This is a genomic window from Massilia glaciei (genome assembly GCF_003011895.2).
Lineage (GTDB): Bacteria > Pseudomonadota > Gammaproteobacteria > Burkholderiales > Burkholderiaceae_D > Telluria_A > Telluria_A glaciei.
Genome location: NZ_PXWF02000239.1, coordinates 13,580 through 39,010 on the forward strand (window position 1 = coordinate 13,580; position 25,431 = coordinate 39,010).

The 25,431-nt window shown below is 60.1% G+C and carries 19 protein-coding genes and 1 tRNA gene; 17 read left to right on the plus strand and 3 right to left on the minus strand.

The features are described from left to right. Positions 1–57: 57 nt before the first annotated feature. Both C7C56_RS15125 and C7C56_RS15130 read left to right on the plus strand, forming a co-directional pair. The gene (locus tag C7C56_RS15125; RefSeq protein ID WP_146204496.1) at positions 58–978 is read left to right on the plus strand and encodes a hypothetical protein; all 921 of its coding nucleotides are present in this window, start codon (positions 58–60) and stop codon (positions 976–978) included. A gap of 100 nt (positions 979–1,078) precedes the next feature. Further along, entirely contained in the window at positions 1,079–1,849 is a 771-nt protein-coding gene (locus C7C56_RS15130) for a YoaK family protein (RefSeq protein ID WP_106758209.1), read from the plus strand. Positions 1,850–1,878: 29 nt separating this feature from the next. Here the strand turns inward: C7C56_RS15130 and C7C56_RS15135 are convergent, their stop codons facing one another. The 3 genes from C7C56_RS15135 to C7C56_RS15145 all read right to left on the minus strand — a co-directional run bounded on the left by C7C56_RS15135 (position 1,879) and on the right by C7C56_RS15145 (position 3,859). Continuing rightward, complete coding sequence (locus C7C56_RS15135; protein ID WP_370660210.1) at positions 1,879–2,649, minus strand: UDP-2,3-diacylglucosamine diphosphatase; 771 nt, start codon at positions 2,647–2,649, stop codon at positions 1,879–1,881. Positions 2,650–2,665: 16 nt separating this feature from the next. Further along, a complete protein-coding gene (locus C7C56_RS15140) occupies positions 2,666–3,154 on the minus strand; it encodes a peptidylprolyl isomerase (RefSeq protein ID WP_106758210.1) in 489 nt (162 codons plus the stop codon). 111 nt (positions 3,155–3,265) lie between these two features. Next, positions 3,266–3,859 carry a peptidylprolyl isomerase gene (locus C7C56_RS15145; RefSeq protein WP_106758231.1) on the minus strand — a complete coding sequence of 198 codons (594 nt, stop codon included), beginning with the start codon at positions 3,857–3,859 and terminating at the stop codon, positions 3,266–3,268. 275 nt (positions 3,860–4,134) lie between these two features. Here C7C56_RS15145 and cysS point away from each other — a divergent pair, with 275 nt between their 5' ends. The 15 genes from cysS (at position 4,135) to C7C56_RS15215 (ending at position 25,388) form a co-directional block, all read left to right on the plus strand. After that, positions 4,135–5,529 carry a cysteine--tRNA ligase gene (gene cysS, locus C7C56_RS15150; RefSeq protein ID WP_106758211.1) on the plus strand — a complete coding sequence of 465 codons (1,395 nt, stop codon included), beginning with the start codon at positions 4,135–4,137 and terminating at the stop codon, positions 5,527–5,529. Beyond that, entirely contained in the window at positions 5,529–6,188 is a 660-nt protein-coding gene (locus C7C56_RS15155) for a DNA-3-methyladenine glycosylase family protein (RefSeq protein WP_106758232.1), read from the plus strand. Before cysS ends, C7C56_RS15155 begins: the two co-directional genes overlap by 1 nt. Positions 6,189–6,352: 164 nt before the next feature. Further along, positions 6,353–7,330 carry an acetyl-CoA carboxylase carboxyltransferase subunit alpha gene (locus C7C56_RS15160; protein WP_106758212.1) on the plus strand — a complete coding sequence of 326 codons (978 nt, stop codon included), beginning with the start codon at positions 6,353–6,355 and terminating at the stop codon, positions 7,328–7,330. A gap of 236 nt (positions 7,331–7,566) precedes the next feature. Beyond that, complete coding sequence (gene tilS / locus C7C56_RS15165) at positions 7,567–8,925, plus strand: tRNA lysidine(34) synthetase TilS (protein WP_106758213.1); 1,359 nt, start codon at positions 7,567–7,569, stop codon at positions 8,923–8,925. A 132-nt stretch (positions 8,926–9,057) separates the two neighbouring features. Next, positions 9,058–10,305, plus strand: a complete 1,248-nt coding sequence (locus C7C56_RS15170; RefSeq protein ID WP_106758214.1) for an aspartate kinase — start codon at positions 9,058–9,060, stop codon at positions 10,303–10,305. A 116-nt stretch (positions 10,306–10,421) separates the two neighbouring features. Then, positions 10,422–10,514: transfer RNA gene (locus tag C7C56_RS15175), tRNA-Ser, on the plus strand. A 981-nt stretch (positions 10,515–11,495) separates the two neighbouring features. Next, a complete protein-coding gene (locus tag C7C56_RS30320; RefSeq protein WP_267874714.1) occupies positions 11,496–11,672 on the plus strand; it encodes a hypothetical protein in 177 nt (58 codons plus the stop codon). Beyond that, the gene (gene rmuC / locus C7C56_RS30325) at positions 11,636–11,860 is read left to right on the plus strand and encodes a DNA recombination protein RmuC (RefSeq protein WP_267874715.1); all 225 of its coding nucleotides are present in this window, start codon (positions 11,636–11,638) and stop codon (positions 11,858–11,860) included. The genes C7C56_RS30320 and rmuC overlap by 37 nt, the downstream gene beginning before the upstream one ends. Positions 11,861–12,014: 154 nt before the next feature. After that, the gene (locus C7C56_RS15185; RefSeq protein ID WP_106758215.1) at positions 12,015–12,215 is read left to right on the plus strand and encodes a hypothetical protein; all 201 of its coding nucleotides are present in this window, start codon (positions 12,015–12,017) and stop codon (positions 12,213–12,215) included. A 2-nt stretch (positions 12,216–12,217) separates the two neighbouring features. Further along, positions 12,218–13,018, plus strand: a complete 801-nt coding sequence (locus C7C56_RS15190) for a hypothetical protein (RefSeq protein ID WP_229458794.1) — start codon at positions 12,218–12,220, stop codon at positions 13,016–13,018. Next, positions 13,008–13,571 (plus strand): DUF1788 domain-containing protein, encoded by a 564-nt coding sequence (locus tag C7C56_RS15195; RefSeq protein WP_106758217.1) that lies wholly within the window; start codon positions 13,008–13,010, stop codon positions 13,569–13,571. The genes C7C56_RS15190 and C7C56_RS15195 overlap by 11 nt, the downstream gene beginning before the upstream one ends. 57 nt (positions 13,572–13,628) lie before the next feature. After that, entirely contained in the window at positions 13,629–17,093 is a 3,465-nt protein-coding gene (gene brxC / locus C7C56_RS15200; RefSeq protein ID WP_106758218.1) for a BREX system P-loop protein BrxC, read from the plus strand. Positions 17,094–17,139: 46 nt separating this feature from the next. After that, a complete protein-coding gene (locus C7C56_RS15205) occupies positions 17,140–20,064 on the plus strand; it encodes a dynamin family protein (RefSeq protein ID WP_146204497.1) in 2,925 nt (974 codons plus the stop codon). 148 nt (positions 20,065–20,212) lie between these two features. Continuing rightward, positions 20,213–23,599, plus strand: a complete 3,387-nt coding sequence (locus tag C7C56_RS15210) for an Eco57I restriction-modification methylase domain-containing protein (protein WP_229458795.1) — start codon at positions 20,213–20,215, stop codon at positions 23,597–23,599. 97 nt (positions 23,600–23,696) lie between these two features. Beyond that, the gene (locus C7C56_RS15215) at positions 23,697–25,388 is read left to right on the plus strand and encodes a DUF262 domain-containing protein (RefSeq protein ID WP_106758221.1); all 1,692 of its coding nucleotides are present in this window, start codon (positions 23,697–23,699) and stop codon (positions 25,386–25,388) included. The last annotated feature ends 43 nt before the right edge of the window (positions 25,389–25,431 follow it).

Sequence of the window (25,431 nt, forward strand, 5' to 3'; positions counted from 1 at the left end):
ATAACTGATGTTGCCCGTAAGGGCGTAGACTGGCGGGGCCGAAACAGAGGGAATGTCATGGGGTTGAAATTGCGCAGGGCGGTCATCAGCAATATGGTCGTGACAATGGTGCTGGTGTTCGCCGCCAGCGCCGGGGCGGGGGTGTTGTCGGGCCTGATGCGGCTCGATTCCATCATGCTCGGCGTGCCGCTGGGCCTGGCGCTGGCCGCGGGCTTGTCCGCGGCCCTGCTCAAGATGCACAGGCTCAAGGCGCGCACGCTGGCCAAGATCACGCGCCAGTTCTCCTGGATCGCGCTCGAACACGGCTGCAAGGTCGGCGGCCACCAGGTCGACTGGAAGACGCTCGACGATTTCGCCGTCACGCTCAGGCTGCGCGGCTTTGAGCCGCTCGGCTGGCACACGCCCAATCCACTGCCAAAGGGCGCGACCTGGGTCTCGGCCTGCTTCCTCAACGCCCTCAAGACCACCTTGATCGAGGTGCAGCGGATCGAGACCCTGCCGGGCGCGACCACCGGCGCCATCGGCGGCGTGCGTCTGACGGTGTTCTCGGTGATCGGCGGAACCATCCGCACCGTCACCACCGACCACAAGGTGACCCCGACCAGCTACCTGCTGCGCTATCCGACGGACGTGTTCGCCTCGTATCCGGGCTTGCCGCTGCCGCGTCTGCTCGACAAGCACGAGGCCCTGGTCAAGGCCCTGTGCGGGCGCACCGACAAGTATCCGAGCGCCGGCCTGACGGTGGCGCGCTACGTGCTGCTGCAGCGCGAGCGCCTGGCGCAAACGCGCGCGCGGGTGGCGGGGATGAGCGGGTTCAAGATCGCCGGCATCATCGACGCCTTCGAAAGCAATCCGCAAAGCAAGTGGGCGCCGCCGAGTGATGTCTTGCCGAAGCTGCCCGAGCGCTCGTTCGCCCAGCTCGACGCCAGTCCTGCCGTCAAGGGCGGGCCGCCGATCGTCGCGATGCCCGCCCCGTGATGTGCCCCGTGACGCGTGTCGTGAAGTCGCTTGATGACACGTGCTTCATGATGCGTGAACATCGGATCGCGCCGCCCGCCGCAGCCGAAAGGGGGGTGGCATGCCGATCAACTATGCGCGGCGGCTGACCGGGCATACCCGCTCGGCCAAGTCGAACCGCCATCTTGGTTTTGCGCTCGCTTTCGTCGCCGGCGCCACCAACGCCGGCGGCTTTCTCGCGGTCCAGCAGTACACCTCGCACATGACGGGCATCGTCTCGGCGGTCGCCGACAACCTTGCCCTCGGCGCGTTCGCGCTGGTCGGGGCCGGGTTCGGCGCCTTGCTGTCGTTCCTGCTCGGCGCGGCCTGCACGGCCGTCATGGTCAACTACGCGCGGCGCCGGCAAAGGGACAGCGAATACGCCTTGCCCTTGCTGGTCGAGGCGCTGCTGCTGCTCGCCTTCGGCATGCTGGGCGCGCGCCTGGCCGGCATCGAAGGCCTGTTCATCCCCGCGACCGTGATGCTGTTGTGCTTCATCATGGGGCTGCAAAACGCGCTCATGTCCGAGATCTCGCATGCCGAAATCCGCACCACCCATGTGACCGGCATCGTCACCGACCTCGGCATCGAATTGGGCAAGTTCGTGTATTGGAACCGCGGCGGCGCGCGCGCGCGGCCGTTGGTCGCGGCCGATCCGGACCGGCTCAAGTTGTTGTCCGCGCTGCTGGGTAGTTTTTTCGGCGGCGCGCTCGTCGGCGCCTTCGGCTTCAAGCTGGTCGGCTATCTCGCGACGGTGCCGCTGGCACTGGTTTTGTGCGCGTTCGCGCTGGTGCCGACGATAGACGACGTCCGGGGCGGGCTGCGCCGGCGCGCCGGAAAGAGGCGCTCCTAGGCGCTTTCCAGGCGCTTTCTAGACGTTTTCTAGGCGCCATCGGGCACGGCGGCGCCGTCCCGGTCGCGCCGCGTGATGGCGCCGGCGGCGTCGATCTCGATCCAGCCGCCGCGCGCCGGCTCGGCGTCCTCGTCCCAGTCGGGCAGCACGTAGCGCCGCTTGCCGCCGGCCTGGTGCAGGGCGGGGCGGTGTGTGTGGCCGTGGATGAGCACGTCGGCGCCGGTGCGCGCGAACAGGGCGCCGACCGCCGCGTCCGTCACATCCATGATCTCGTCGCTTTTGCTGGTGTGCGCCTCGCGGCTGCCTTCGCGCAGGCTGGCGATGATGCCCTTGCGCTGGGCCAGCGGCATGGCCAGAAATTGCGCCTGCCACGCGCTTTGCCGCACCTGCGCGCGGAACGCCATGTAGTTGAGATCGTCGGTGCATTCGGCGTCGCCATGCACGAGCGCGATGCGCTGTCCGCCGATCTCGGCCACATGCGGTTCGGCCAGCGCGCGCAGGCCGGCCGCCCGCGCGAACGCGGGGCCGGTCAGGAAGTCGCGGTTGCCGGGGATCCAATACAGCGCGACGCCGGCGTCGGCCACGGCGCGCAGGGCCGACAAGATGCTCTGGTGGTAGGGCGCGCCGAGGTCGTCGTCGCCGGCCCAGTATTCGAACAGGTCGCCGAGGACGTACAACGCCTCGCAAGCCACAGCGCGCTCGGCCAGAAAACGCAGGAACGCGCCGGTGGTGCGCGGATGGGCCTCCTGCAAATGCAGGTCAGAAATGAAAAGCGCGCTTGCGCGCGCTGGCATCGTCATCGCGTGACCTTGGCCCTTACAGGACTTCGATCTTCTCGATGATCACTGGCTCGGCCGGCACGTCGGCGAACATGCCGCTGCGGGTGGTCTTGACCTGGTTGATCTTGTCGACCACGTCGGTGCCGGCGGTGACTTTGCCGAACACGGCGTAGCCCCAGCCGTCACCGCCCGGATAGTCGAGGAAGGCGTTGTTCTTGGTGTTGATGAAGAACTGGGCCGACGCCGAATGCGGGTCCGAGGTGCGCGCCATGGCGAGCGTGTAGTGGTTGTTCTTGAGGCCGTTCTTGGCTTCGTTCTCGACCGTCTGGTCGGCCGGCTTTTGCTTCATGCCCGGCTCGAAACCGCCGCCCTGGATCATGAAGTCGGCGATGACGCGGTGGAAGATGGTGTTGGTGTAGTGGCCCTTGGCGACGTAGTCGAGGAAGTTGGCAACCGATTTCGGCGATTTCTCGGTGTCGAGTTCGACGGTGATGTTGCCCATGTTGGTGGTGATCAGTACGGTCATGATGTGTGTCCTGTTGACTAAAATGTTGGTGGTTGCGGCACGTCCGCCGCCGCGCCGCTGGCGGCGAACGGCGGACGCGAGGGCGTTATTCTACCGGTAATCTTTATTTTTCTACCGTTTAACGACGGTGGCCGACTGAATCGTGATCGGCTTGATCGGCACGTTTTGCTGGCCCTGCTTGTCGTCGACCTTGACGGCCTTGATCTTGTCAACCACGTCCATGCCCGAGATGACCTTGCCGAACACGGTGTAGCCGAAGCCGTCCTGGCCCGGATAGTTAAGGCCCTGGTTGTCGGCCACGTTGATGAAGAACTGCGAGGTGGCCGAATTGGGGTCGCCCGTGCGCGCCATGGCCACACTGTAGGGCACGTTCTGCAGACCGTTCTGGGCTTCGTTTTTGATCGGCCGGTCGGTCTTTTTTTGCACCATGCGCGCGTCCATGCCGCCGGTCTGGATCATGAAGCCGTCGATGACGCGGTGGAAAATGACGCCCTTGTAGTGGCCCTTCTTGACATACTTGAGGAAGTTGGCGACCGAGGCCGGGGCTTTTTCCTGGTCCAGTTCGAGCACGATTTCGCCCATGCTGGTCTTGAGCGAGACCTGCGGCGGCGCGGCCGCCAGCACGGCGCCGCCGAGGCTGATGCCGAACAGAACGGCCAGGAATTTGCCGACCAGCGGCACGCTTAACAATTTCGATTCTTGCATTTTGGCTTCCTCAACGTTGAAGTGCAGGGGCATTACATAGCGCAATTGCTGTCAAGCCATTTGCGTAAAAATAAACCTGATCCATATGCGGCCAGTCCGGTTTTTATCAATGCTATACTTTGCGCAGAACGCCTCCATTCTATCAAATTAGAACAATACAGAGGGTCCGACGATCTCGACGCAAATCCGCTATTCCGGTGCGCGCCCCCAGGGCGACGGCGCCCGGTATTCGCATTGCCCGGGCGTCCGCCCAACTAAACACATGCAAAAGCCACATGAGCAATCTAAAGATTTACAACACGCTCGCGCGTGAGAAGCAGCTATTCGTGCCGATCGAGCCCGGCAAGGTCGGCATGTACGTGTGCGGCATGACGATCTACGATTACTGCCATATCGGCCATGCGCGCATGATGATGGCGTTCGACGTCATCTACCGCTGGCTCAAGGCCTCGGGCTACCAGGTCAGGTACGTGCGCAACATCACCGACATCGACGACAAAATCATCCGCCGCGCGGTCGAAAACGGCGAGACCCTGTCGCAGCTGACCACCCGCTTCACCCAATACATGGACGAGGACACCGGCGCGCTCGGCATCCTGCCGGCCGACGTCGTGCCGCGCGCCACGCAATACGTTCCGCAAATGCTGGGCATCATCGAGCTGCTCGAGCAAAAGGGCCTCGCCTACAAATCCGACGACGGCGACGTCAATTACGCGGTGCGCGAGTTCGCCGGCTACGGCAAGCTGTCGGGCAAGTCGCTCGACGACCTGCGCGCCGGCGAGCGCGTCGACGTCAATACGGGCAAGCGCGACCCGCTCGACTTCGTGCTCTGGAAGGCGTCCAAAGAGTCCGAGCCCGACGAGGTCAAATGGCCGTCCAAATGGGGCAGCGGGCGCCCGGGCTGGCACATCGAATGCTCGGCCATGTCGTGCGCCACGCTGGGCGAGCACTTCGACATCCACGGCGGCGGCGCCGACCTGCAGTTCCCGCACCACGAGAACGAGATCGCCCAGTCCGAGGGCGCGTTCGGCCACGCCATGACCAACTACTGGGTGCACAACGGCTTCGTGCGCGTCGACAACGAAAAGATGTCCAAGTCGCTCGGCAACTTCTTCACGATCCGCGACGTCCTTAAAAAATACGACGCCGAGGTGGTGCGCTTTTTCATTTTGCGCGCGCACTACCGCAGCCCGCTCAACTACTCCGACGTCCACCTCGACGACGCCAAACTCGCGCTCACGCGCCTGTACACGGCGCTGGCCGAGTTCGACCTGAGCGCGGGCGAATGCCAGGTCGACTGGGCCGAGGCGCACGCCGTGCGTTTCCGCGAGGCCATGGACGACGACTTCAACACCCCGGTCGCCATTGCCGCGCTGTTCGACCTAGTCACCGAGATCAACAAAAACAAGTCGCCCGCGCTGGCGCGCCAGTTCAAGGCGCTCGCCGGCGTGCTCGGCATTTTGCAGCGCGCGCCGCAGGCCTTCCTGCAGGCGGGCGCGGGGCAGGGCGCCGGAGGTGACGAGGCCATCGCCGACGCCATCGCGCGCCGTCTCGAGGCCAAAAAGGCGCGCGATTTCGCCGAGTCCGACAAGATCCGCGCCGAGCTGCTCGCCGCCGGCGTCATCCTCGAGGACAAGCCGGACGGCAGCACCAATTGGCGCCGCGCATGATGGCGCTGCACCGGGAAACGGCGGGCACGACCACCTTGATACTCGAAGTCCCACACTACTGGGAGCAGGCGAAAGCCGAGCTCATGAAGCGAGACCGCATCATGAAAAAGCTCATCCCCCAGTTCGGCGACCTGCACCTGGTCGGCCACGGCGACCCGTTCACCACGCTCGCGCGCTCGGTGGTGGGCCAGCAGGTGACCACCCGCGCGGCCGACGCCGCCTGGAACAAGCTGATCACGGTATGCCCCAAAATCACGCCGGTCCAGGTCATCAAGGCCGGCGCCGAACAGTTGTCGGCATGCGGGTTGTCCAAGCGCAAGACCGAATACATCCTCGACCTGGCCGACCATTTCAAGGCCAAGCGCGTGCACGCGAACCAGTGGGCCGAGATGGACGACGAGGCCGTCATCGCCGAACTGGTCCAGATCCGCGGCATCGGACGCTGGACCGCCGAGATGTTCCTTATATTCAATCTGCTGCGCCCCAACGTGCTGCCGCTCGACGACCCGGGCCTGATCCTGGGCATCAGCCAAAATTACTTCTCGGGCGAGCCGGTCTCGCGCAGCGACGCGCGCGAGGTCTCGGCCAACTGGGAGCCATGGCGGACCGTGGCGACATGGTATTTGTGGCGCAGTCTGGACCCGGTAATTGCTGAGTAGCCAGAACGGCGGATCGTGGAGGCCGGTCTTGCGAGGCAGGCCCGTCAAGCAGGTGCGCGGCATGGCGCGCAAATTTCCTGCTACACCCTCCGGTTCCGGTAGAATAACGCCTTGCGCCGGCCGCGCGGGGGATGTGCGGCGGCCCGAAATAACACGGAGCTAAAATGACTAAAACAACCTTCCTCAATTTCGAGCAGCCGATCGCGGAGCTCGACTCCAAGATTGAAGAGCTGCGCTTCGTCCAGGACGATTCCGCCGTCGACATCTCCGAAGAGATCGACCGCCTGGCCAAAAAGAGCCAGCAGCTGACCAAAGACATCTACGCCAAGCTCACGCCATGGCAGGTGTGCCAGATCGCGCGCCACCCGCAGCGTCCGTACACCATGGACTATGTCAACGAAATCTTCACCGACTTCCACGAATTGCACGGCGACCGCTCGTACGCGGACGACCTGTCGATCGTCGGCGGCCTGGCCCGCTTCAACGGCCAGGCTTGCATGGTCATCGGCCACCAGAAGGGGCGCGACACCAAGGAGCGCGCGTTGCGCAACTTCGGCATGCCCAAGCCCGAAGGCTACCGCAAGGCCATGCGCCTGATGAAGGTCGCCGAAAAATTCGGCCTGCCGATCTTCACCTTCGTCGACACCCCGGGCGCGTTCCCGGGCATCGACGCCGAGGAGCGCGGCCAGTCCGAGGCGATCGGCCACAACCTGTACGCGATGGCCGAGCTCAAGGTGCCTTTGATCGCGACCATCATCGGCGAGGGCGGCTCCGGCGGCGCGCTGGCGATCGCCGTCGGCGACGCCGTGCTGATGCTGCAATACGCGACCTACTCGGTCATCTCGCCCGAGGGCTGCGCCTCGATCCTCTGGAAGACCTCCGAGCGCGCCTCCGACGCGGCCGACGCGCTGGCCCTGACGGCGCACCGGCTCAAGGCCATGGGCCTGGTCGACAAGATCATCAACGAGCCTTTGGGAGGTGCGCACCGCGACACCAAACAGATGGCCGTGCTGCTCAAGCGCGCGCTGGCCGACACGCTGCGCCAGTTCCAGGGCGTCAAGACCAAGGACCTGATCCAGGCGCGCCACGACAAACTGATGAGCTACGGCAAATTCAAAGAAACCACGCCGGTCGACGAGTGAGTTCAGTTCAAGCCGGGTCGGTCCCGGCAACGTTCGCGCGGGCGCTAGGCGCCCTAACAACGCCGTCATTCCCGCGAGAGACACCGTCATTGCCGCGCGAAGAACCGTCATTGCCGCGAGAAGCACCGTCATTGCCGCGAGAAGCACCGTCATTGCCGCGAGAGACACCGTCATTGCTGCGAGAGACACCGTCATTGCCGCTAAAAACACCGTCATTCCCGCGAAAGCGGGAACCCATGCTGAGCGAGCAGGGCGCGAACGCCCCAATTTCCTCGATGGCAATCGCCTACAGCGGCGGCTTGGATTCGTCCGCGCTGCTGCACCTGGCGCATAACTACGCGCAGCAGCACGGCATCGCGCTGTACGCCTTCCACATCCACCACGGCATCAGCCCGAACGCCGACGCCTGGCTCGCGCATTGCCGCGCCAGTTGCGAGGCGCTCGGCGTCACCTTCGCCGCGCGCCACGTCACGCTTGCCAAGGGCAAGTCCGGCATCGAGGCGGCGGCTCGCAAGCTGCGCTACGCGGCCCTGGGCGCGCTGTGCGGCGAGCACGACGTGAACCTGATGCTCACCGCCCACCATCTCGACGATCAGGCCGAAACGGTGCTGCTGCAGTTGCTGCGCGGTTCCGGCACGGCGGGGCTGTCGGGCATGGACGCGGCCAACGCCGCACCCGAGCTGCTGGGCAACCCGGCGCTGGTCATGGCGCGCCCGCTGTTGCCGGTCGCGCGCGGCCAGCTCGAAAGCTACGTCGCCGACAATGCCATCGCGTATGTCGACGACGAATCGAACATCGATCCGCACTACGCCCGCAATGCCCTGCGGCACAAGGTGATGCCCGCGCTGGCCGACGCCTTCCCGGGCTTCCAGGAGCGCTTTGCGCGCAGCGCCGCGCACGCGCAGTCGGCCCAGCGCCTGCTGACCGAGCTGGCCGTGCAGGACCTCGGGCAATGCCTAGACGGCGAGTGCATCGACGTCGCCAAGCTGCGCCTGATGAGCCTTGACCGCGCCTACAACATGCTGCGCCACTGGTTCGGCACGCGCGCGCTGCGCATGCCGTCGACCGCGTGGCTGAGTGAAATGGTGACCCAGCTGGTCGAGGCGCGCCACGACGCCCAACTGCTGGTGACCCACCCCGACTGCCACATCCGGCGCCACCGCGACCGCCTGCACATCACGCCCAAGCTGGCCGAGCTGGCCGGCACGCGCGACGAGGACGACGACGTGCGCGGTCCCGGCCAGTTGTTCCGCTGGCAGGGCGAGGCGCAGATCGCGTTTCCGGCCTACGGCGGCGTGCTCCACTTCGAGCAACTCGAATCCGGCATCGACCCGGCCTGGCTGCGCGCGCAGCCGTTGCAGATCGATTTCCGCAAAGGGGGAGAGCGCCTCAAGCCGGCGCCCAACCGCCCCACACGCAGCCTCAAATACCACTACCAGGCCAACGACGTGCCCGCATGGGAACGCGAGCGCCTGCCCATCGTCAGCGCCGGCAAGGCGCTCTTGTTCGCGGCCGGCATCGGCATGGATTGCCATAACGTGGGCGCCGGCGACGGCCCGCGCATCCACCTGCGCTGGCAAAGCCTGGTCGGCTGACTACTGCCTGAAATACGCATTACCTTATGCCGATTCCGTATAAATCGGCGCCGGGTTTGCCTTGTTTTTTTGCATTGCAGCATGTAGAGTTAAGCCCTCTTTTTACTATTTACCGAGCGGAACTTTCTCTCTATGGCATTAATCGTCCACAAATACGGCGGTACGTCGATGGGCTCGACAGACCGCATCAAAAATGTCGCGCAGCGCGTGGCCAAGTGGCATGACGCCGGCCACCAGATCGTGGTGGTGCCGTCGGCGATGTCGGGTGAAACCAACCGCCTCATCGGCCTGGCCAGGCAGATCAGCGACAGCCCCGATCCGCGCGAGCTCGACATGATCGCCTCGACCGGCGAGCAGGTCTCGGTCGGCTTGCTGGCCATGGCGCTGCACGCGATCGGCAAGGAAGCGGTCTCGTACGCGGGTTGGCAGGTCGCCATCAAGACCGACTCGGCCTTCACCAAGGCGCGCATCCAGTCGATCGACGACGCCAAGGTGCGCGCCGACCTCGACGCTGGCAAGGTCGTGATCATCACCGGCTTCCAGGGCGTGGACGGCTTCGGCAACATCGCCACGCTCGGGCGCGGCGGCTCCGACACATCGGCCGTGGCGATCGCGGCGGCCATGAAGGCGTCCGAATGCCTGATCTACACCGACGTCGACGGCGTCTACACGACCGACCCGCGGGTGGTGTCGGAGGCGCGCCGGCTCAAGACCGTGACGTTCGAAGAAATGCTCGAGCTGGCCTCGCTGGGCTCGAAAGTGCTGCAAAGCCGCTCGGTCGAATTCGCGGGCAACTACCGGGTCCCGGTACGCGTGCTCTCGTCGCTGACCGACCCCCTGATGCCGCTCGAGGAAGAAGCTGATTCGGGCACCCTGATATCGTTTGAGGAAGATTCACACATGGAACAAGCCGTCATCTCCGGTATCGCGTTCAACCGCGACGAGGCAAAAATCACGATCCTGGGCGTGCCCGACAAGCCGGGCGTGGCCTACCACATCCTGGGGCCGGTCGCCGATGCCAACATCGAGGTCGACATGATCATCCAGAACCAGTCGGTCGAGGGCAAGACCGACTTCACGTTCACCGTCTCGCGCGGCGAGTACACCAAGGCGCTCGGCGTGCTCGAGGGCATCAAGGACGAGATCGGCGCGGCCAGCGTGATCGGCGACGCCAAGGTGTCGAAGGTGTCGGTGGTGGGCGTGGGCATGCGCAGCCACGTGGGCGTGGCATCGCAGATGTTCCGCACGCTGTCGGAGGAGGGCATCAACATCCTGATGATCTCGACCTCGGAGATCAAGATCTCGGTGCTGATCGACGAAAAGTACATGGAACTGGCCGTGCGCGCGCTGCACAAGGCCTTCGATCTGGAAAAAGCTTAACTTTTTTCAAAAAATGCGTCCGTTCCATTGACCAAACGGGCGCTAAAAGATATGATCTTGGTCTTCTGTTCTAGCAAATTTTGCCGGGGCAGGAAAAGGTTGATTTAGTTCAGCTAGGAGACGTGGCCGAGTGGCCGAAGGCACATCCCTGCTAAGGATGCATACGGCTTATACCTGTATCGTGAGTTCGAATCTCACCGTCTCCGCCAGTACAGCTATGAGAGATATTCGAAAAATCTCTCTACCCCCCCCAAAGGACCCATCAAAAGGTTTATGACGGGGGGATACAGAATGAGTCAACGTACTCATTTTGAAAGTGGGGCGGCCTTGAGCCGCCCCGTTTGCTTTTGTGCCTTCACATGGCGTAGGTGCAACCCCAGCCCCCCCCCACCTCTGCAACACACAGCACCCGATACTCTGGCACCCCGGCAGCCCATCCTGATTCTTGTATATTGTCTCTTGGTCATGCGCGTATTGCGTTTTTTCTGCGTTTCTGAGATGGGGTTGTCTACTGAATGCGCATACGCCAACCCTGTTACTCGAGCGCGCTTCGCATTTGCAAATGGACGCGAGGGTTTTCTCGGTTTCGCACTTTTCCTGCGGCTGGTCACACAGTTCAGATCATGAACTTGGCCTCAGGATAAAACAAAACTATTTCACCCTAACATTTCTTATCACTTAAGTGACTATCAGTGAGTTTCCGATGGGAAAAACATGTTATTGTTTTATTTTAAATAGCGCGAACTTTGTGGCAGCTGGCAAATGATTCCCGAAGACTACTATCTTTGTCTGGCTTGCAATCTGAAAATTGGAATTTGCGATGAGATTTCTTGATTGCTTCGAAGTTTCATTGGCTAGGATATCTCCGATTCTTCTTGTTCAAGCAAACGCAAGTTGGCAGCATCCCATTGCCGAACCTTGAAAGCTTGATATTCCGTCAGAAGTGCGTTCATCCTTACCGATCCGTCTGGCAACCTCTTCGATTTCATCGTCAATGCCAAAGTGTCGCTGGTCGCCTATGAGGCCTGCGTCTCGGCGGAGGACGATGAGCACGGCAAGTTGCCATTAAACGTCATCTCGACTCTGTACGCGCGCGCATGAAGGGCCTAGCTTAGAAAAATTATCAGTCGCTCTATGGCTAGAAATCGCTTGATTTCGTGTTGATGTTCGTCCCGATCGAGCCGGCTTTCATGGTTGCGATTACCCATGATCAAGACTTGTACATGGAGGCGCTCAACAAGGAATGTCTTGTTGGTCAGCCCGTCTACTTTGTTGTTGACAGGAAGCACAGAGGAAGAATGCGCAGGAAATCGCCAGATGTGGAGCCAAACTGTATGGCCGTCTTTCCGCCTTTGTTGCTGATTTGAAAAAAATGGGCGACCGTTTTCGCGTGACCCAGGATAGCTACACCGAAGCGCGCAACAAGCTGTCCAGCAACAAGGGCAATGTCATCCGGCAGGCAGAGATGCTGAAGCAGCTTGGTGTGAAGCAGACAAAGTCGATGCCAGCTTCGATTGTGGATATGGCCTCTGAGGCAGGTGTTGTGACCGACTAGGTGGCGGCAATTGGATACGCAGCCGTCCTAGTGGTCAGTGAACGTGTACGTGTGGGCCGGTATGGATGGACCGATCGTGTTCCCCAGAGTGGCATCAGAAGACGTGTTCTGCGGTAAGCTAGCCGCTTGCAATCGTTACACACAGGAATAATCAATGGCTGTTATTAAGTCGGAAGTCATCAGCGCGGTGGTCGAGTCGTACGTTAAGGCCGCACAGCAATCTTTAGCCAACTGGAAAATGCTTAGTTTTGCCTATACAGTCAATGTGATGGACTTGTCTTTCGTTCATGCCCATGCCTTTGTTTTTAACCGTAGCCTCGCGGAAACCTTGCGAGCTGCAAAGGCGCAGTCGTAACCGTGAATCCATCGAAAGAAACAATTCTGGTCAAGCTGGGCTTTCGCTTCGGGTTGAATGGTCCGCACGCCGCACGCACCATGATGCTCGATGACCTGCAGGCGCTGTTTGCGCATGTGCCTGCCAGTGCCGAACGGGTCGACTATGCCGAACACATCATCAGCCTCAATGTCCTGGGGAAACCGACCAAAAAGGCACGGGAGCTAGCGCTTCGTCATCTGACCACTCTTTACGGCCTCGATCCGAAACTTGCACTGTTTCGCGCTTTGCGACGCCTATGGGATGTTGACCCCGCTGGACAGCCCGTACTCGCCCTGCTGGCTTCGCTGGCGCGGGACCCCTTGCTAAAGCGCACCCAAACTTTCATCCTGAGCAGATCCATCGGTGCAGTCGTTAACCGCACTGATTGGGAGGAGCGGCTAGTGGCCGATCACCAAGACCGATTCAGCCCCGCCTCCCTCAAGTCCTTTGCGCAAAATGTCGCGGGCACCTGGACAGCGGCTGGATTCCTATGTGGACGCGTGCGGAAAAGTCGTTCGAATCCAACGCTCAGTCCGGTGGCGGTTGCCTTCGGACTGTTCCTTGGTCATCTAGAGGGACTGTCGGGACAACGTTTATTTGCGTCCGACTGGATAAATTTGCTGCCAGGCTCACCTGAAGAGCTAGAGGCGCTTGCAAACTCGGCATCGTACCGAGGTTTGTTAGTGTTTCTTAACGGCGGGGGTGTCAAAGAAGTGCGCTTCCCCGATTTCCTCACTCATGAAGAAGAACTACTACGTCTAGAAGGATCTCATGTCATCTAAGGTCAGCAAACTTGTCGCAGTCTTTAAACAGCATCTGACAGTGCCTTGGCAGGCGGGCTTGGCGAGCATTCAGCGCGTCATCTTTGCGGTCTATGACAAAACCGACGAGTTGCGCCTGCGCGCCAACGTCGAGGAATTCGCCTTGGTGGCTCAGCAAGCGGGCAAGCATTGGCTGCTGCTTGATGTGACGAACGCATTTCCGCAGTGGATGGTGGTGCAGGAGTACCGCGATGCCTACTTTGAGAGTCCTGAAGATTTGGCTGGCTATCAGAGCGGCGAGTTGACCGAATTCGTCGCAGCGCTGACGGAGCAACTCAAGGCGCGTATCGAGGCCGACGCCGGCCCGGAAACGGTCGTCGCGTTGCTTGGTGTGGGCAGCTTGTTCGGTCTGGCGCGCGTGTCCCTCGTCGTCGAGGGCATCAAGGACTCGGTAGCGGGGCGCCTGCTGGTGTTCTTCCCCGGCGAGCACCATCCCGAAAACCACACGTATCGCCTGCTCGACGCCCGGGACGGCTGGAACTATCTGGCTGTGCCGCTACAAGCGACCGACTAAGCCATACCCGGAACAAAAAACAAACCATAGTACAAAGCAAGCAATCAAGGGACTCACATGCTGAACAAGGACATCTACTCCAAGGCGCCTACGGAAAACCGCCTCGCCAACAACGGCGTTGCTGAACTTTCCGAAGACAACTCCGCGGCCGCACAGCGCGTACTGCGCTACGAACTCGAGACCTTCGTTTGCGACGGCCAGTACGAAATTGGCCTGGAAACTATCCTCGATAAATTCCTGCTCAACCTGGGTAGTCAAAACGAGCAGCCTGGCATTTGGATTTCCGGGTTTTTTGGCAGCGGAAAATCCCATTTGGCCAAGATGCTCCGCACCTTGTGGACCGACTATAAATTCGCCGACGGTGCCACCGCTCGCAGCATAGCCACGCTGCCCGCCGCAGTTTATGAGCACCTCAAGGAGCTAACTGTCCAAGGGCGCCGCCATGGAGGCCTGCATGCCGCAGCCGGCAAGCTGGGCGCGGGTGCCGGCGACAAGGTACGCATGGCCTTGCTGGGCATCGTGTTCAAGTCCAAGGGATTGCCGGAGTCGTACAACCAGGCTCAGTTTGTGTTGTGGCTTAAGCGTGACGGACTGTTCGATGGTGTCGAGGCTGAGCTGCAAACCGCAGGCCGTTCGCTCGCGCAAGAGCTGCCGCATATGTACGTCTCCAACCACTTGGCTAAGGCTTTGTTGACGGTTAGGCCCGGCATGGCGGAAAGCGAGGCGGGCGTTCGCCAACTGCTCAAGGTCCAGTTCCCGCAGGTCCAAGACGTTTCCAATGGCGAGATGGTCACGGCCATCACCGACGCCTTGTCCGAGGGTGGCATTTTCCCTCTGACCCTCGTGGTACTCGACGAGGTGCAGCAGTACATCGGCAACGACGCCGAAAAAGCCTATATGGTGCAGGAGGTGACCGAGTCCTTGTGCAAGCATTTCACCGGCAAGCTGCTGTTCATCGGTACGGGCCAATCGGCCTTGTCGGGCATGCCTAACCTAATGCGTTTGATGGGCCGATTCCCTGTGGCAGTGATGCTCAGCGATGTCGATGTTGAAAACGTCACCCGTCAAATCATTTTGGCCAAGAAGCCATCCGCTCAGAACCAGATTGAACAGGTGTGGCGCGGTAACCTCGGTGAAATTTCTCGCCACCTACGCGGCACCAAGCTCGAGCATGTTACCGATGATGAATCTGTGTTGACGGCCGATTACCCAATCCTACCGGTACGTCGCCGTTTTTGGGAGCGCGTGCTGCGCACCATCGACACGACCGGCACGGTGTCACAGCTGCGCAGCCAGTTGCGCGTCGTACACGAGGCGGTGCTGGCGACAGCCGAGCTGCCGTTGGGCCATGTGGTTGCGGGTGACTTCCTCTACGACCAAATCTCCGCCAATCTGGTCTCCACGGCCCAGCTGCCTAAAGAAGTGTTCGAGAACGTCCAACGCTTTTCTGCAGGGGACGAGAGCTCGCAGCTCAAAGGCAAGCTGCTCAAGCTTATCTTTCTAATCAACAAACTACCTGCCGACGCCGCCCTCGACATCGGCCTGAAGGCAACTGAAGACATGCTGGCCGACTTGTTGGTGACAGACTTGGCTGCTGGTTCCGCTGCGCTGCGCAAGCAACTTCCCGAGCTGTTGCAGAAGTTGCAGAACGAGGATCGTCTCATCATGTCCATGGCCGGCTCCAATGGGCTGGAATACCGACTGCAGACGCGCGAGTCAAGTGCCTGGTACGACGAATTCCGCGTCCAGGAAGCCGAACTGAAGTCGGCCCCCCAGCGCCTGGAGCAGCAGCGCTCCGATCTGATCAAAACCCGCTTCGGCGAGGTGCTGAAAAAAGTTCGTGTGGTTCAGGGTAAAGACAACGTCGAACGTCGCCTTTCGCCCACCTACGACGACAGCCTCCCGAAGGACAATGACCGGGCCCTGTACCTGTGGATACAGGACGGCTGGCAAACTGAAGAGAAGTCTGTCCTGGCCGAAGCTAGGGCAAAAAGCGCTGACAACCCCACGCTGTTTGCCTTTCTGCCGGCACAACACAAGACCGATCTGACGAATGCCATCGTTGCCCTGCAGTCCGCCCGTGTCACGTTGAGCAAAAAAGGCAGCCCATCCACCGAAGAAGGACGTGATGCTCAGCGTTCGATGGAGAGTCGCCAACGCAATGCCGAAAAAGAGTTGAAGGATCTGCTCGACCAGCTCTTTGCCGGTGTGCGTGTGTTTCAAGCCGGCGGGCAAGAGGTCAGTGAAGGCAATGAGCTATCAGACCGCCTCAACCGCGCAGGCAAGGCCTCGGCCATTCGCCTCTATCGCGAGTTCGATATTGCCGATCATGACAAATGGGACAAGGTGCTTGACGATGCGCGCAAGGGCAACCCCGACGCCCTCAAGGCCGTCGGACATAGCCAAGAAGCGGACAAGCACCCGGTTTGCCAGAAGTTGTTGGCATACATTGGTGCCAGCGGCAAGAAGGGCAGTGATATTCGAGACCAATTCGAAGGCCCTCCCTATGGTTGGCCGCGTGACGCAATCGAAGGCGCCCTTTTTGCTCTTCTTGCCTGCGGCCATATTCGCGGATTGGACGCAGCTAGCAAGCCGGTCGATGCCAAGACCCTGGACCGCAACAAGCTTACCCAGGCCAGCTTCAAGCAAGAGTCCATCACCATCTCGCCGCCGCAGCTCATCAAGATTCGGCAACTCTTTAATACCCTTGGCGTGGCTTGCCAGCCTAAAGAAGAGCCAGCCAAGTTGCCGACCCTGTTGGCCAAGTTTCGTAGTGCTGCGGCCAGTGCCGGTGGCGCTGCGCCTGCGCCGGCCGTGCCGTCGTTGACTGCCATTGAGGCGGTGGAGGCGCAGTCGGGCAACGCTCAGTTGCTGGAGCTGTACAGCCGAAACGATGAATTGACAAGTCTGGCCAAGCAATGGAAGAAGACAGCAGAAGACATTGCCAAGCGACTGCCCGTCTGGGACCAGCTGGGATCCTTACTCAAGCACGGCAAGACCTTGAAGCCGTATGCTGAACTGAAGGCAGAGGCCGATGCCGTCGAGGCGCGGCGCAGTCTTTTATCTGAGCCCGACCCGGTACGGCCGCTGTTGGATAAGACCTCCGACCTGCTGCGCCTGGCACTTAACGCCAAGCTAACCGATTACCGACAAACCCATCAGAAGCTGGAAACCCAGTTGGTTGCGGACGGGGATTGGCAAAAACTAAGCGACGCTCAACGCTCCGAACTCTCTGCCAAACACAGTTTGACGGCCTTGCCAAATGTCGCGACGGGGACCCCCGAGCAATTGCAGGACGCCTTGGACGACTGCGACCTCGATCACTGGGCCTCCAAGACGCAGGCCCTGCCGAGCCGGTTTGATGCCGCCCGGCACGCCGCAGTGCAGTTGTTGAAGCCAAATGTGGTTCAAGTGAGCATTCCACGCCGCACTCTCAATGACGAAGCAGAGTTAAAAATTTGGCTTGCCGAAGTCGAAGCGCTGATAGGCGCCAAGCTGAAGTCCGGGCCTGTCAGTCTTTGACGGCATCATCGCAATTCGCACGTATGCAGTCAGAAGAGGAGTGTTAGTGAAATCACCAAAACAAGTTCGCGACGATATTCGAGCCCTCACACAACACCTGGATCAGGTGCGCGAGGCGCTGCTCAAACGTTCCGACGTGCAGATTGCTCAGATTGGAAAGGAATGCAAACGCACGGCCGATGTGCTGGGTGATTTGCTCAAGACGCAAGAGCTGCCCACCGACTACAAAGTCGCATTGGTTGGCCGTTTCAAGACGGGCAAGTCGTCGTTTGTTAACGAGTTGCTCGGCGCCCGTTTGGCCAGCGAAGACACCAACCCCGAAACGGCCGCCATCACCATTTTCCGCCACGGGGAACACGTCAAGGCCACCGTGCGTTTCACTCCGCAAGAGGAGTGGGTCAAGCTGCAAACCCTGTTTGCGGAAGACCCAAAACACGTCGACGCCCACCGCGTGAAAATGTGGAATAGCTTCGGCAAACCCAAGAAGACCAAGGATGGCGAAACAGAGGAAGCGTTTGATTTGGATGCTTTACAGCGCCAGTACATCAAGCCCGGCGGCGTCAGCGTCGAAATTGCCTTGTCCTCCGACGGCACCAAAAAGGCAGAGACGGAATTTCGTCGCAGCTTGAAGGAGTTCACCTCCGGCGCCAAACCGCATCACTGCCTTGTGCATGGTATCGAAATCACCTCGCCCGCATCCATCCTTGACGAGGGCGTCCTGCTCATCGATACCCCAGGGTTAGATGACACCGAACGATTTCGAGTCAGCCTGACCGAAAAAACCGTTGACGATGTCGACGCTGTTCTGTTCCTAACCCAGTCCGGCGAAGCCTACGGGCAGTCGGAAAAAGACTTTCTGCTGTCCTTGCTGCGCAAAGGCACGGTCAAGCAATTGATCGTGGTGATCACCCAAGTTGATCTTACCTATGGTAAGCATGTCCGTACTGCGGAAGACAACGACGAAGAACCCGAGACGCTTGCGCGGCGTATCGACCGCGAACGGGTGCGCATCGCGAAGGAAGTTGCGGCGACGTTAAACGACCTGAGCCAAGACGACTCGCCCGCCATGCGCCGCTATCGTGAGCAACTGGGCAACGTCGAAATCGCCTTCACCTCGGCGGTCTTGCACCGTGACTGGAAGGCCGGCAAGCCCGTCCCTTGCGCCATCGAGGCGAGCGACCCGGGTGGCGTTGAACGCTTGAAGAGTCAACTGCTACGCCTGCTCTCCACCGAATCGCGCCTGGCGCTGACGGCGCAAAACATCTCCATCGGCGCCCGCGCCGGCTTGCTCGACCTGCAGTCCGTGTTGCAGACCAAGCTCATTGCCATTCGAGACATCAAGGATAAGGAGGTTGCCGAGCAGAAGCTCAATACCTTTCGTGATGAATTTGGGCAGGCTAGCGAGCGGTTTGAAGGGGCGGTTACCCAGCAGGTGACGCTGCTGTCTGATCGCCTGCGCGTCAAACGCCATCAACACGTCACCCTGATCGAAAACATTGGTCTATTGGCCGAACGGCAGATTGCTTATTTTGAGATGAACGATGTGGGCCGGCACTGGCGCACCCGGCGCTCGGGCTACTGGGGTTATATGCATGACTTCCAGACCCGTGTGGCCAACCATATCTTTCCCAAGGTTCAGCAGATGCTGGGCGAATACACTGAGATTTTTGCCGCATTCGCCAAGAGTTTCGAAGTCTATCTGACCACACTCGCCCATGACGGTGCGCGGATTTCCGAGTCGCTGGAGCTCGGAGCAACCTTGCCGTTTGACGTCACCGTCAAACTGAGGGAGTCGCTCGAACGATCATTGCAAGGGGCGCAAGATCTGATTGCCGCGGAAGAGCTTAAGGTCAGCTCCATGCTCGACGATTTCGTCTCCGACGAAGTGTCGGAGCGCATTGATGAGTGCCGCAGCAAGGTCGCCAACATTTGGGGTGCCGGCACGACGCGCAATCAGTCCACCGAGGTTCAGGACTTCTACCGCGAGGTCAAGACCTTGCTGTCCGAGGCGCTGGAAACGCATCTCAAGACCCGTGGCCAAGAGTTCGGTGACTTCCTGGTAGTCGAGGCGCAAGACGCTCCCCGCGACGCCCTGGCCGAGGTTCAAGTTTTGCTGGAACAAGCGTCAGACAACATCCGTGCGGCGGCCGCTGCACTGGTTGCCGGTCAAAAGGAAGCAACCCAAGCACTGGTATCCACCATTGAGCAAGAGTTCCAGGGTGTTCTGCGCGAAGCAGAAGCGTTGATGGAGCTTGGCAATGCGCAGCCGAATGAGTCGATGAAGCTGGGCGAAGTGCCGATGTATGTGGCAGTGCAAGCGTCTGAACATGCTTCGGAGCCGGTGCTGGGTGAAAAGTCGCCAACGATGAGCGCGGCACCAAGCTCAGACGCCTTGATTGGCGCCCCGGCTAGTCCGCAAGCCCGCGCTGAGGATGCCCAAATGGTAGGTGACGGCTGGGTCGACCGCGTGCGACGCGAAGCTACCCAGATCATCAGTCGTTTTCGTTTGACCGACGGCACGACCGGCTGGCCCTATGAGAAGCTTTTCGAGCCGCGCGTCTTGAAGGGGGCATTGCGCATCTGTATCATCGACCCTTACCTGGCTCACCACCATCAGATTCGCAACCTGAATGAGCTACTTCTCCACCTGGCCGAATCGGCGCGGCCAAGAGAAATTGAAGTCGTCACCGGCTTTGCGCCGCTGGAGACTGCGGCACACCAGGAACGGGCGATCGACAACACCGCCAAGGACCTGTTCCAAAATTTTGGCGTGACACTGACGCTGCGTCGAGATGCAGACGCGCACGAACGCTACTTGGTGCTAGACCATGGCGTGTTGTTCAAGCTTGGCCGTGGCCTCGATATCTACAAGGCGGCTACTGGGCTGGCCGCATACCGCCCGGCCAATCGCCGCGTGCGCGAAACCGAGAACGATGTATTTGCTTGCCTGGATCACTCCCTGACGAAATAAGCAAGCCCGGCAGAAGGCGAAACCAGCCACGGCGAGTCAAGCATGAGCTTGATATCGCTGTGGCCATCCGAGCAGGTGCGCCGCGTCAGGCCACAAAAAAACAGAAATAGAAGCGAGCTTTTCAACGATGTCGAATCCGAATGCCGTATTGAACGTCCCCCTGGCCAAGGCCCTGCGCACCCAGCTTGAAAACACCGTCAAGACCGCCCGAGACATAGCCGAAAAAGCCGCTATCGCCGCGCTGGCCCAACTGGCCGTCGGCGAGGCCAAGTTGCCGGAGTATCTCAGCGACGCCCAAAAGGTATTGCGGCGCCGCTTGCGCGCCCATGGCCGCGCGCTGGGCGATGTGAAGAATGCCGACGACTCCCAGCCCACCCGCCACCTGGTATGGGAAGTCGCCTACGAGCAATGGCACCGCATGCTGTTCGCCCGCTTCCTGGCCGAAAACGGCTTGCTGATGTGGGAACCTGGCGCCGCCGTGTCGCTCGACGACTGCCGCGACATGGTGGACAACCACCCCGACATGGCCCAGGGCGCCAAAAGCCATTGGGAACTGGCGGCCAAGCTTGCCGCGCGCATGCTGCCCCAGGTGTTCAAACCCTTGAGCCCGGTGTTCGAGCTGGTCTTTGCGCCCGAGCATCAGCGCGAGCTGGAAAAGTTACTGGCTAACCTGCCCATCGAGGTCTTCCAGGCCAGCGACAGCCTGGGCTGGGTTTACCAGTTCTGGCAAGCCAAGCGCAAGGACGAGGTCAACGCATCGGAGGTCAAGATCGGCGCGGACGAACTGCCCGCCGTCACGCAGCTGTTCACCGAGCCCTATATGGTGGACTTCTTGCTGCACAACTCGCTTGGCGCCTGGTGGGTGACGCGTCACCCGGAACAAGCTTGCCCTGTGCCTTTGACCTACCTGCGGACACTGGAGGACGGTACTCCAGCAGCCGGAAAATTCGAAGGCTGGCCTCAAGACCCACAAAAAGGGTTGACCGAGTTCAAGCTGCTGGACCCGAGCTGCGGCTCCGGCCACTTCCTGGTTTCGGCCTTTTTGCTGTTGGTGCCGATGCGCATGGCCGCCGAGGGCCTGTCGGCGATGGACGCGGTCGATGCGGTGCTGGCCGACAATCTGCACGGCTTGGAGCTTGATGCCCGCTGCGTGGAGATCGCCGTGTTCGCGCTCGCCTTGGCCGCTTGGCGCTTCCCGGATGAAGATGGCCAGCAGCTGGGCGTGCGGGCCGATATGCCGTCACCGAAGATCGCCTGCTGCGGTTTGAAAGTCACCGGCAAGGCGGCCGATTGGGAGGCCTTGGTGCCCGCCGATGCACCGCACGCAGAGATGCTGCGCCAGGAGCTGCGTCACCTGCACGCCAGCTTTCAGCAGGCGCCGATTCTGGGCAGCCTGCTGTCGCCCAAGCGCGGCATGAGCGGCAACCTGGGCCTATTCGAGTTCGAGGGCCTCGATGATCTGTTGAACCAGGCGCTGTCGGCCGAAGCGCCGCCCACGCTGCGGGGCGGCGAACACGATGTGAACGACGAACAATGGGATTTGACCCTGGCCGCGCGCGGCTTGTTGGATGCGGCTGCGCTGCTCAATGAGCGCTACCAGTTGGTCATCACCAACGTGCCGTATCTGGCCCGTGGCAAGCAAAATGATGAGCTCAAGGAGTTTTGCGAATTGCATTATCCGGACGCGAAGAATGATCTGGCCAACGTCTTCTTGGAGCGCTGCCTGGAGCTGGCCGAGGACGGTGGCCAAGGTGTGGTGCAAATCGTGATGCCGCAGAACTGGCTTTTCTTGACTAGCTACAGGAAGCAACGCGAGTCACTATTGAAGCGCGTGCAATGGAATTTTCTCGCACGCTTGGGCGAAGGTGGTTTCGATAGTTCACAAGCGGCAGGGGCGTTCATCATCCTGCTTACCCAAACCCGAGCAGCGGCGGCGGAGGATTTTCAGCTTTGCGGCTTGGACGCCAGTCCACCGAAATCAGCGCTGGAGAAGGCGGCATTGCTGCGCGGCGGCGCGGAAGTCGTTTCGGTGAGCCAGATCGGCCAGCTAAAGAATCCAGACGCTCGTGTGGCTCTTGAGCTTATTGAATCATCGGGGCTGTTGATCGAACGAACTTCTAGCATCGAAGGATTATCCACAGGAGATGGGCCGAGATTCGTAACGCACTTCTGGGAGGTGCTCTGGCGCGATGGCAATTGGGAGCCGTTCATTCAGAACGTAGAGCAAATACGCCTCTACGGCGGGCGAAGTGATGTTATCCGATGGGAACAAGGCTCCGGGGCATTGCACACCTTCCCGGCAGCGCATAACTTCCCAAGCACAGTGATGAATGGTCGACCTATCCTAGGCCAGAAGGGCGTCCGCGTAACGCAGATGCGTGAGTTAGCTTGCACGCTGTATACGGGGGAAATTTTCGGGAAGAGTGGTGCCACTGTGGTTCCGCATCGGCTGGAAGATTTGTCTGCCATTTGGTGTTTCATGACGTCGCCCAATTACCTCCCCGCTGTCAGAAAGGTGGACCAAAAAATAAACGTGACCAATGCCACTCTGATCAAAATCTACTTTGATCTTGCTTATTGGCAAGGGATTGCGGCAGAACGCTACCCTAACGGTTTGCCAAAACCCTATTCGGACGACCCGACCCAGTGGCTCTTTCACGGCCATCCGCAAATTGCCACCGACACCTTGCAGGTTGCCGTTGCCCGCTTGCTCGGCTACCGTTGGCCCGCCGAGTCCGATGCTGACATGGAACTGTCCGACGAGGCCCGCAGTTGGATTGCTCGCTGCGAAGCGCTGTCAAGCCACGTCGATGACGATGGAATCGCGTGCCTATCACCGGTGCGCGGGGAACAAGCCGCACACGATCGACTTCTGTCGCTGTTAATTGCCGCCTGGGAAACTGTGCAGCCTGGCAGTTGGAAACCCGCCATTCTGGCTAAATTGCTGCTTGAGGCCGATTGCGCCGGCAAGGGCCTGGACGTGTGGCTGCGCGAAAAATTCTTCGAGCAACACGCCAAGCGCTTCCAGCACCGCCCCTTCATCTGGCATGTGTGGGACGGCCTGAAGGATGGCTTCGGTGCGTTGGTCAACTATCACAAGCTCGACACTAAGAACCTGGAGCGCCTCATCCACACCTACCTTGGCGATTGGATTCGTCAGCAAGACGACGGGGTGCGCGAGCAGGTGGACGGCGCCGAGATCCGCTTGAATGCAGCGCTTGACCTAAAGCGTCGCCTTGAGCTTATTCTCGAAGGCGAAAAAGGCCACGACATCTTTGTCCGCTGGAAGTCGCTCGCCGAACAATCCAGCGGCTGGAACCCCGACCTGAACGACGGCGTGCGGCTGAACATCCGACCCTTCATGCAGGCTGAAGTGCTGCGTCACAACAAGAAACCCAAGCTCAACATCACCTGGGACAAGGACCGCGGCAAAGACGTAGGGAGCGCCCCCTGGTTCAAGGTTGATGGTGGCGAGCGCATCAATGACCGTCATCTGACCCTGGCCGAGAAAACGGCGGCGCCGGGCAAGAGGTAAATAGAAGCCGCTCAGCAGCGTCATTGGCGATGCTGCTCAATTCGCAAGCAAGGTGGCCTGGAGCACTCGGCTAGCCAAATAGAAAAATATCAAAAAAATGACGAAAAAAATCAGCGGTGCCGAGTACCAACTTTCGAAAATATTCAGTTCGGACTTCGACTATTCGATCCCCTCGTATCAGCGCCCCTACGCATGGACCGAGGTGCAGGCCGGCGAGCTTTTCTCGGACTTGCACGACTTCTTCTTGAAGGAAAAGGACGACACCTATTTCTTGGGCAGTATTGTGCTCATCAAGGACGACGGCAAGCCACATGCCGAAGTCATCGACGGTCAGCAGCGCTTGACAACGTTGACCATCTTGCTGTCGACCCTGACTTCGAAGTTCGTAGGCGAACTGCGCTCAGACTTTGAGAATTACATCCGCGAGCCAGGCCGGGCTTCGCAGGGCTTGAAATCCAAGCCGAGATTGGCCTTGCGCGAGCGTGACCGGCAGTTCTTTGCCGACTATGTGCAGAGCCTTAAATTGAACGAACTGGTGGCCCTGGACCCTGCCACGCTGGGCAACGAGTCGCAACTCAACATTCGCCGTAATGCCGAGGAAATGTTGAAGCGACTGGTACAGGCCTTTAACAACGACACCGAAAAACTTTGCGCGTTCGGGGCCTTCTTGGTGCAACGGTGCTTCTTGGTTGTGGTGTCCACGCCGAGTCAGCAGTCGGCGTTCCGGGTGTTTTCGGTGTTGAACAGTCGCGGGCTAGACCTGCTGCCAACAGACATCATCAAATCCAGCGTCATCGGGGGCATTGCTGCTGAGCGCCAGGATGACTTTACCGAAACCTGGGAAGAGCTGGAAGTGGAAACAGGGCGCGACGGTTTTGCCGAGGTGTTCGGACATATCCGGATGATTCACGCCAAGGAAAAAGCCCGCAAAGCCTTGCTCGATGAGTTTAAAGAACGCGTCATTAGCAAATTTACGTCAATGGAGAATTTGGTGACCGAGGTCATTGCGCCCTATACCGATGCCTACCTTGTCGCCAAACAATGCCAATATGTCTCCACCGCCAGCGCGGCTGAAATCAATGCCTTGCTCAAGTGGATGAATCGCATCGATAACTCGGATTGGCTGCCCTCGGCAATGAAATTCCTGGCTACGAAATCGACGGACACGGCTTATGTACTGTGGTTCATGCGCAAGCTGGAGCGGCTGGCTGCGTTCATGCACGTTTGTGCCTATGACGTAAACACACGCATCGAGCGTTATGCAAAGCTACTCCATGCACTCGAGAAGGATCATTCACTTGCGAATCCTGTTGATGTCGTCGAGCTGTCCGACATTGAAAAGGCGCTTTGGCTTGGTTTCCTGGGTGGTGACGTTTACCTGATGACTGCGCGCCGGCGCAATTATTTGATTCTGCGCCTGGACTCCTTCTTAGTCGATGGCGCGGCGACGTACGATCCTAGTTTATTGACTATCGAGCATGTACTGCCGCAGTCTGTGCCAGACGGGTCGCAGTGGGCGGAGCAATGGCCTCAGCTCGATACGCGCACTTCGTGGGTTCATCGATTGGCCAACCTGGTGCCGCTCACGCAGCGCCGCAACTCCCAGGCGTCTAACTTTGATTTCGACAAAAAGAAATCAGCCTATTTTGGTGGTAGGCAGGGAATTTCCTCGTACGCGCTGACAACTCAGGTGCTGGGCGCTGCCGAATGGACGCCGCAATCGATTGTGAAGCGACAGCAGGATTTGCTTGCGGTTCTGACTGCCAAGTGGGAGCTGGGTGGCGCTTGAACAGGCCGGTGTTGATGGGGTAACGATGAACACGTATGAGGTC

What these genes read in the sequence shown, in the direction of transcription:
- C7C56_RS15145 (WP_106758231.1), bottom strand. Translation starts at nt 3,859, where the DNA reads ATGCAAGAATCGAAATTGTTAAGCGTGCCGCTGGTCGGCAAATTCCTG.
- C7C56_RS15195 (WP_106758217.1), top strand. Translation starts at nt 13,008, where the DNA reads ATGTCATCTAAGGTCAGCAAACTTGTCGCAGTCTTTAAACAGCATCTG.
- C7C56_RS15155 (WP_106758232.1), top strand. Translation starts at nt 5,529, where the DNA reads ATGGCGCTGCACCGGGAAACGGCGGGCACGACCACCTTGATACTCGAA.
- tilS (WP_106758213.1), top strand. Translation starts at nt 7,567, where the DNA reads ATGCTGAGCGAGCAGGGCGCGAACGCCCCAATTTCCTCGATGGCAATC.
- C7C56_RS15140 (WP_106758210.1), bottom strand. Translation starts at nt 3,154, where the DNA reads ATGACCGTACTGATCACCACCAACATGGGCAACATCACCGTCGAACTC.
- C7C56_RS15215 (WP_106758221.1), top strand. Translation starts at nt 23,697, where the DNA reads ATGACGAAAAAAATCAGCGGTGCCGAGTACCAACTTTCGAAAATATTC.
- C7C56_RS15185 (WP_106758215.1), top strand. Translation starts at nt 12,015, where the DNA reads ATGGCTGTTATTAAGTCGGAAGTCATCAGCGCGGTGGTCGAGTCGTAC.
- brxC (WP_106758218.1), top strand. Translation starts at nt 13,629, where the DNA reads ATGCTGAACAAGGACATCTACTCCAAGGCGCCTACGGAAAACCGCCTC.
- cysS (WP_106758211.1), top strand. Translation starts at nt 4,135, where the DNA reads ATGAGCAATCTAAAGATTTACAACACGCTCGCGCGTGAGAAGCAGCTA.
- C7C56_RS15130 (WP_106758209.1), top strand. Translation starts at nt 1,079, where the DNA reads ATGCCGATCAACTATGCGCGGCGGCTGACCGGGCATACCCGCTCGGCC.
- C7C56_RS15125 (WP_146204496.1), top strand. Translation starts at nt 58, where the DNA reads ATGGGGTTGAAATTGCGCAGGGCGGTCATCAGCAATATGGTCGTGACA.
- C7C56_RS30320 (WP_267874714.1), top strand. Translation starts at nt 11,496, where the DNA reads ATGGTTGCGATTACCCATGATCAAGACTTGTACATGGAGGCGCTCAAC.
- C7C56_RS15170 (WP_106758214.1), top strand. Translation starts at nt 9,058, where the DNA reads ATGGCATTAATCGTCCACAAATACGGCGGTACGTCGATGGGCTCGACA.
- C7C56_RS15160 (WP_106758212.1), top strand. Translation starts at nt 6,353, where the DNA reads ATGACTAAAACAACCTTCCTCAATTTCGAGCAGCCGATCGCGGAGCTC.
- C7C56_RS15135 (WP_370660210.1), bottom strand. Translation starts at nt 2,649, where the DNA reads ATGACGATGCCAGCGCGCGCAAGCGCGCTTTTCATTTCTGACCTGCAT.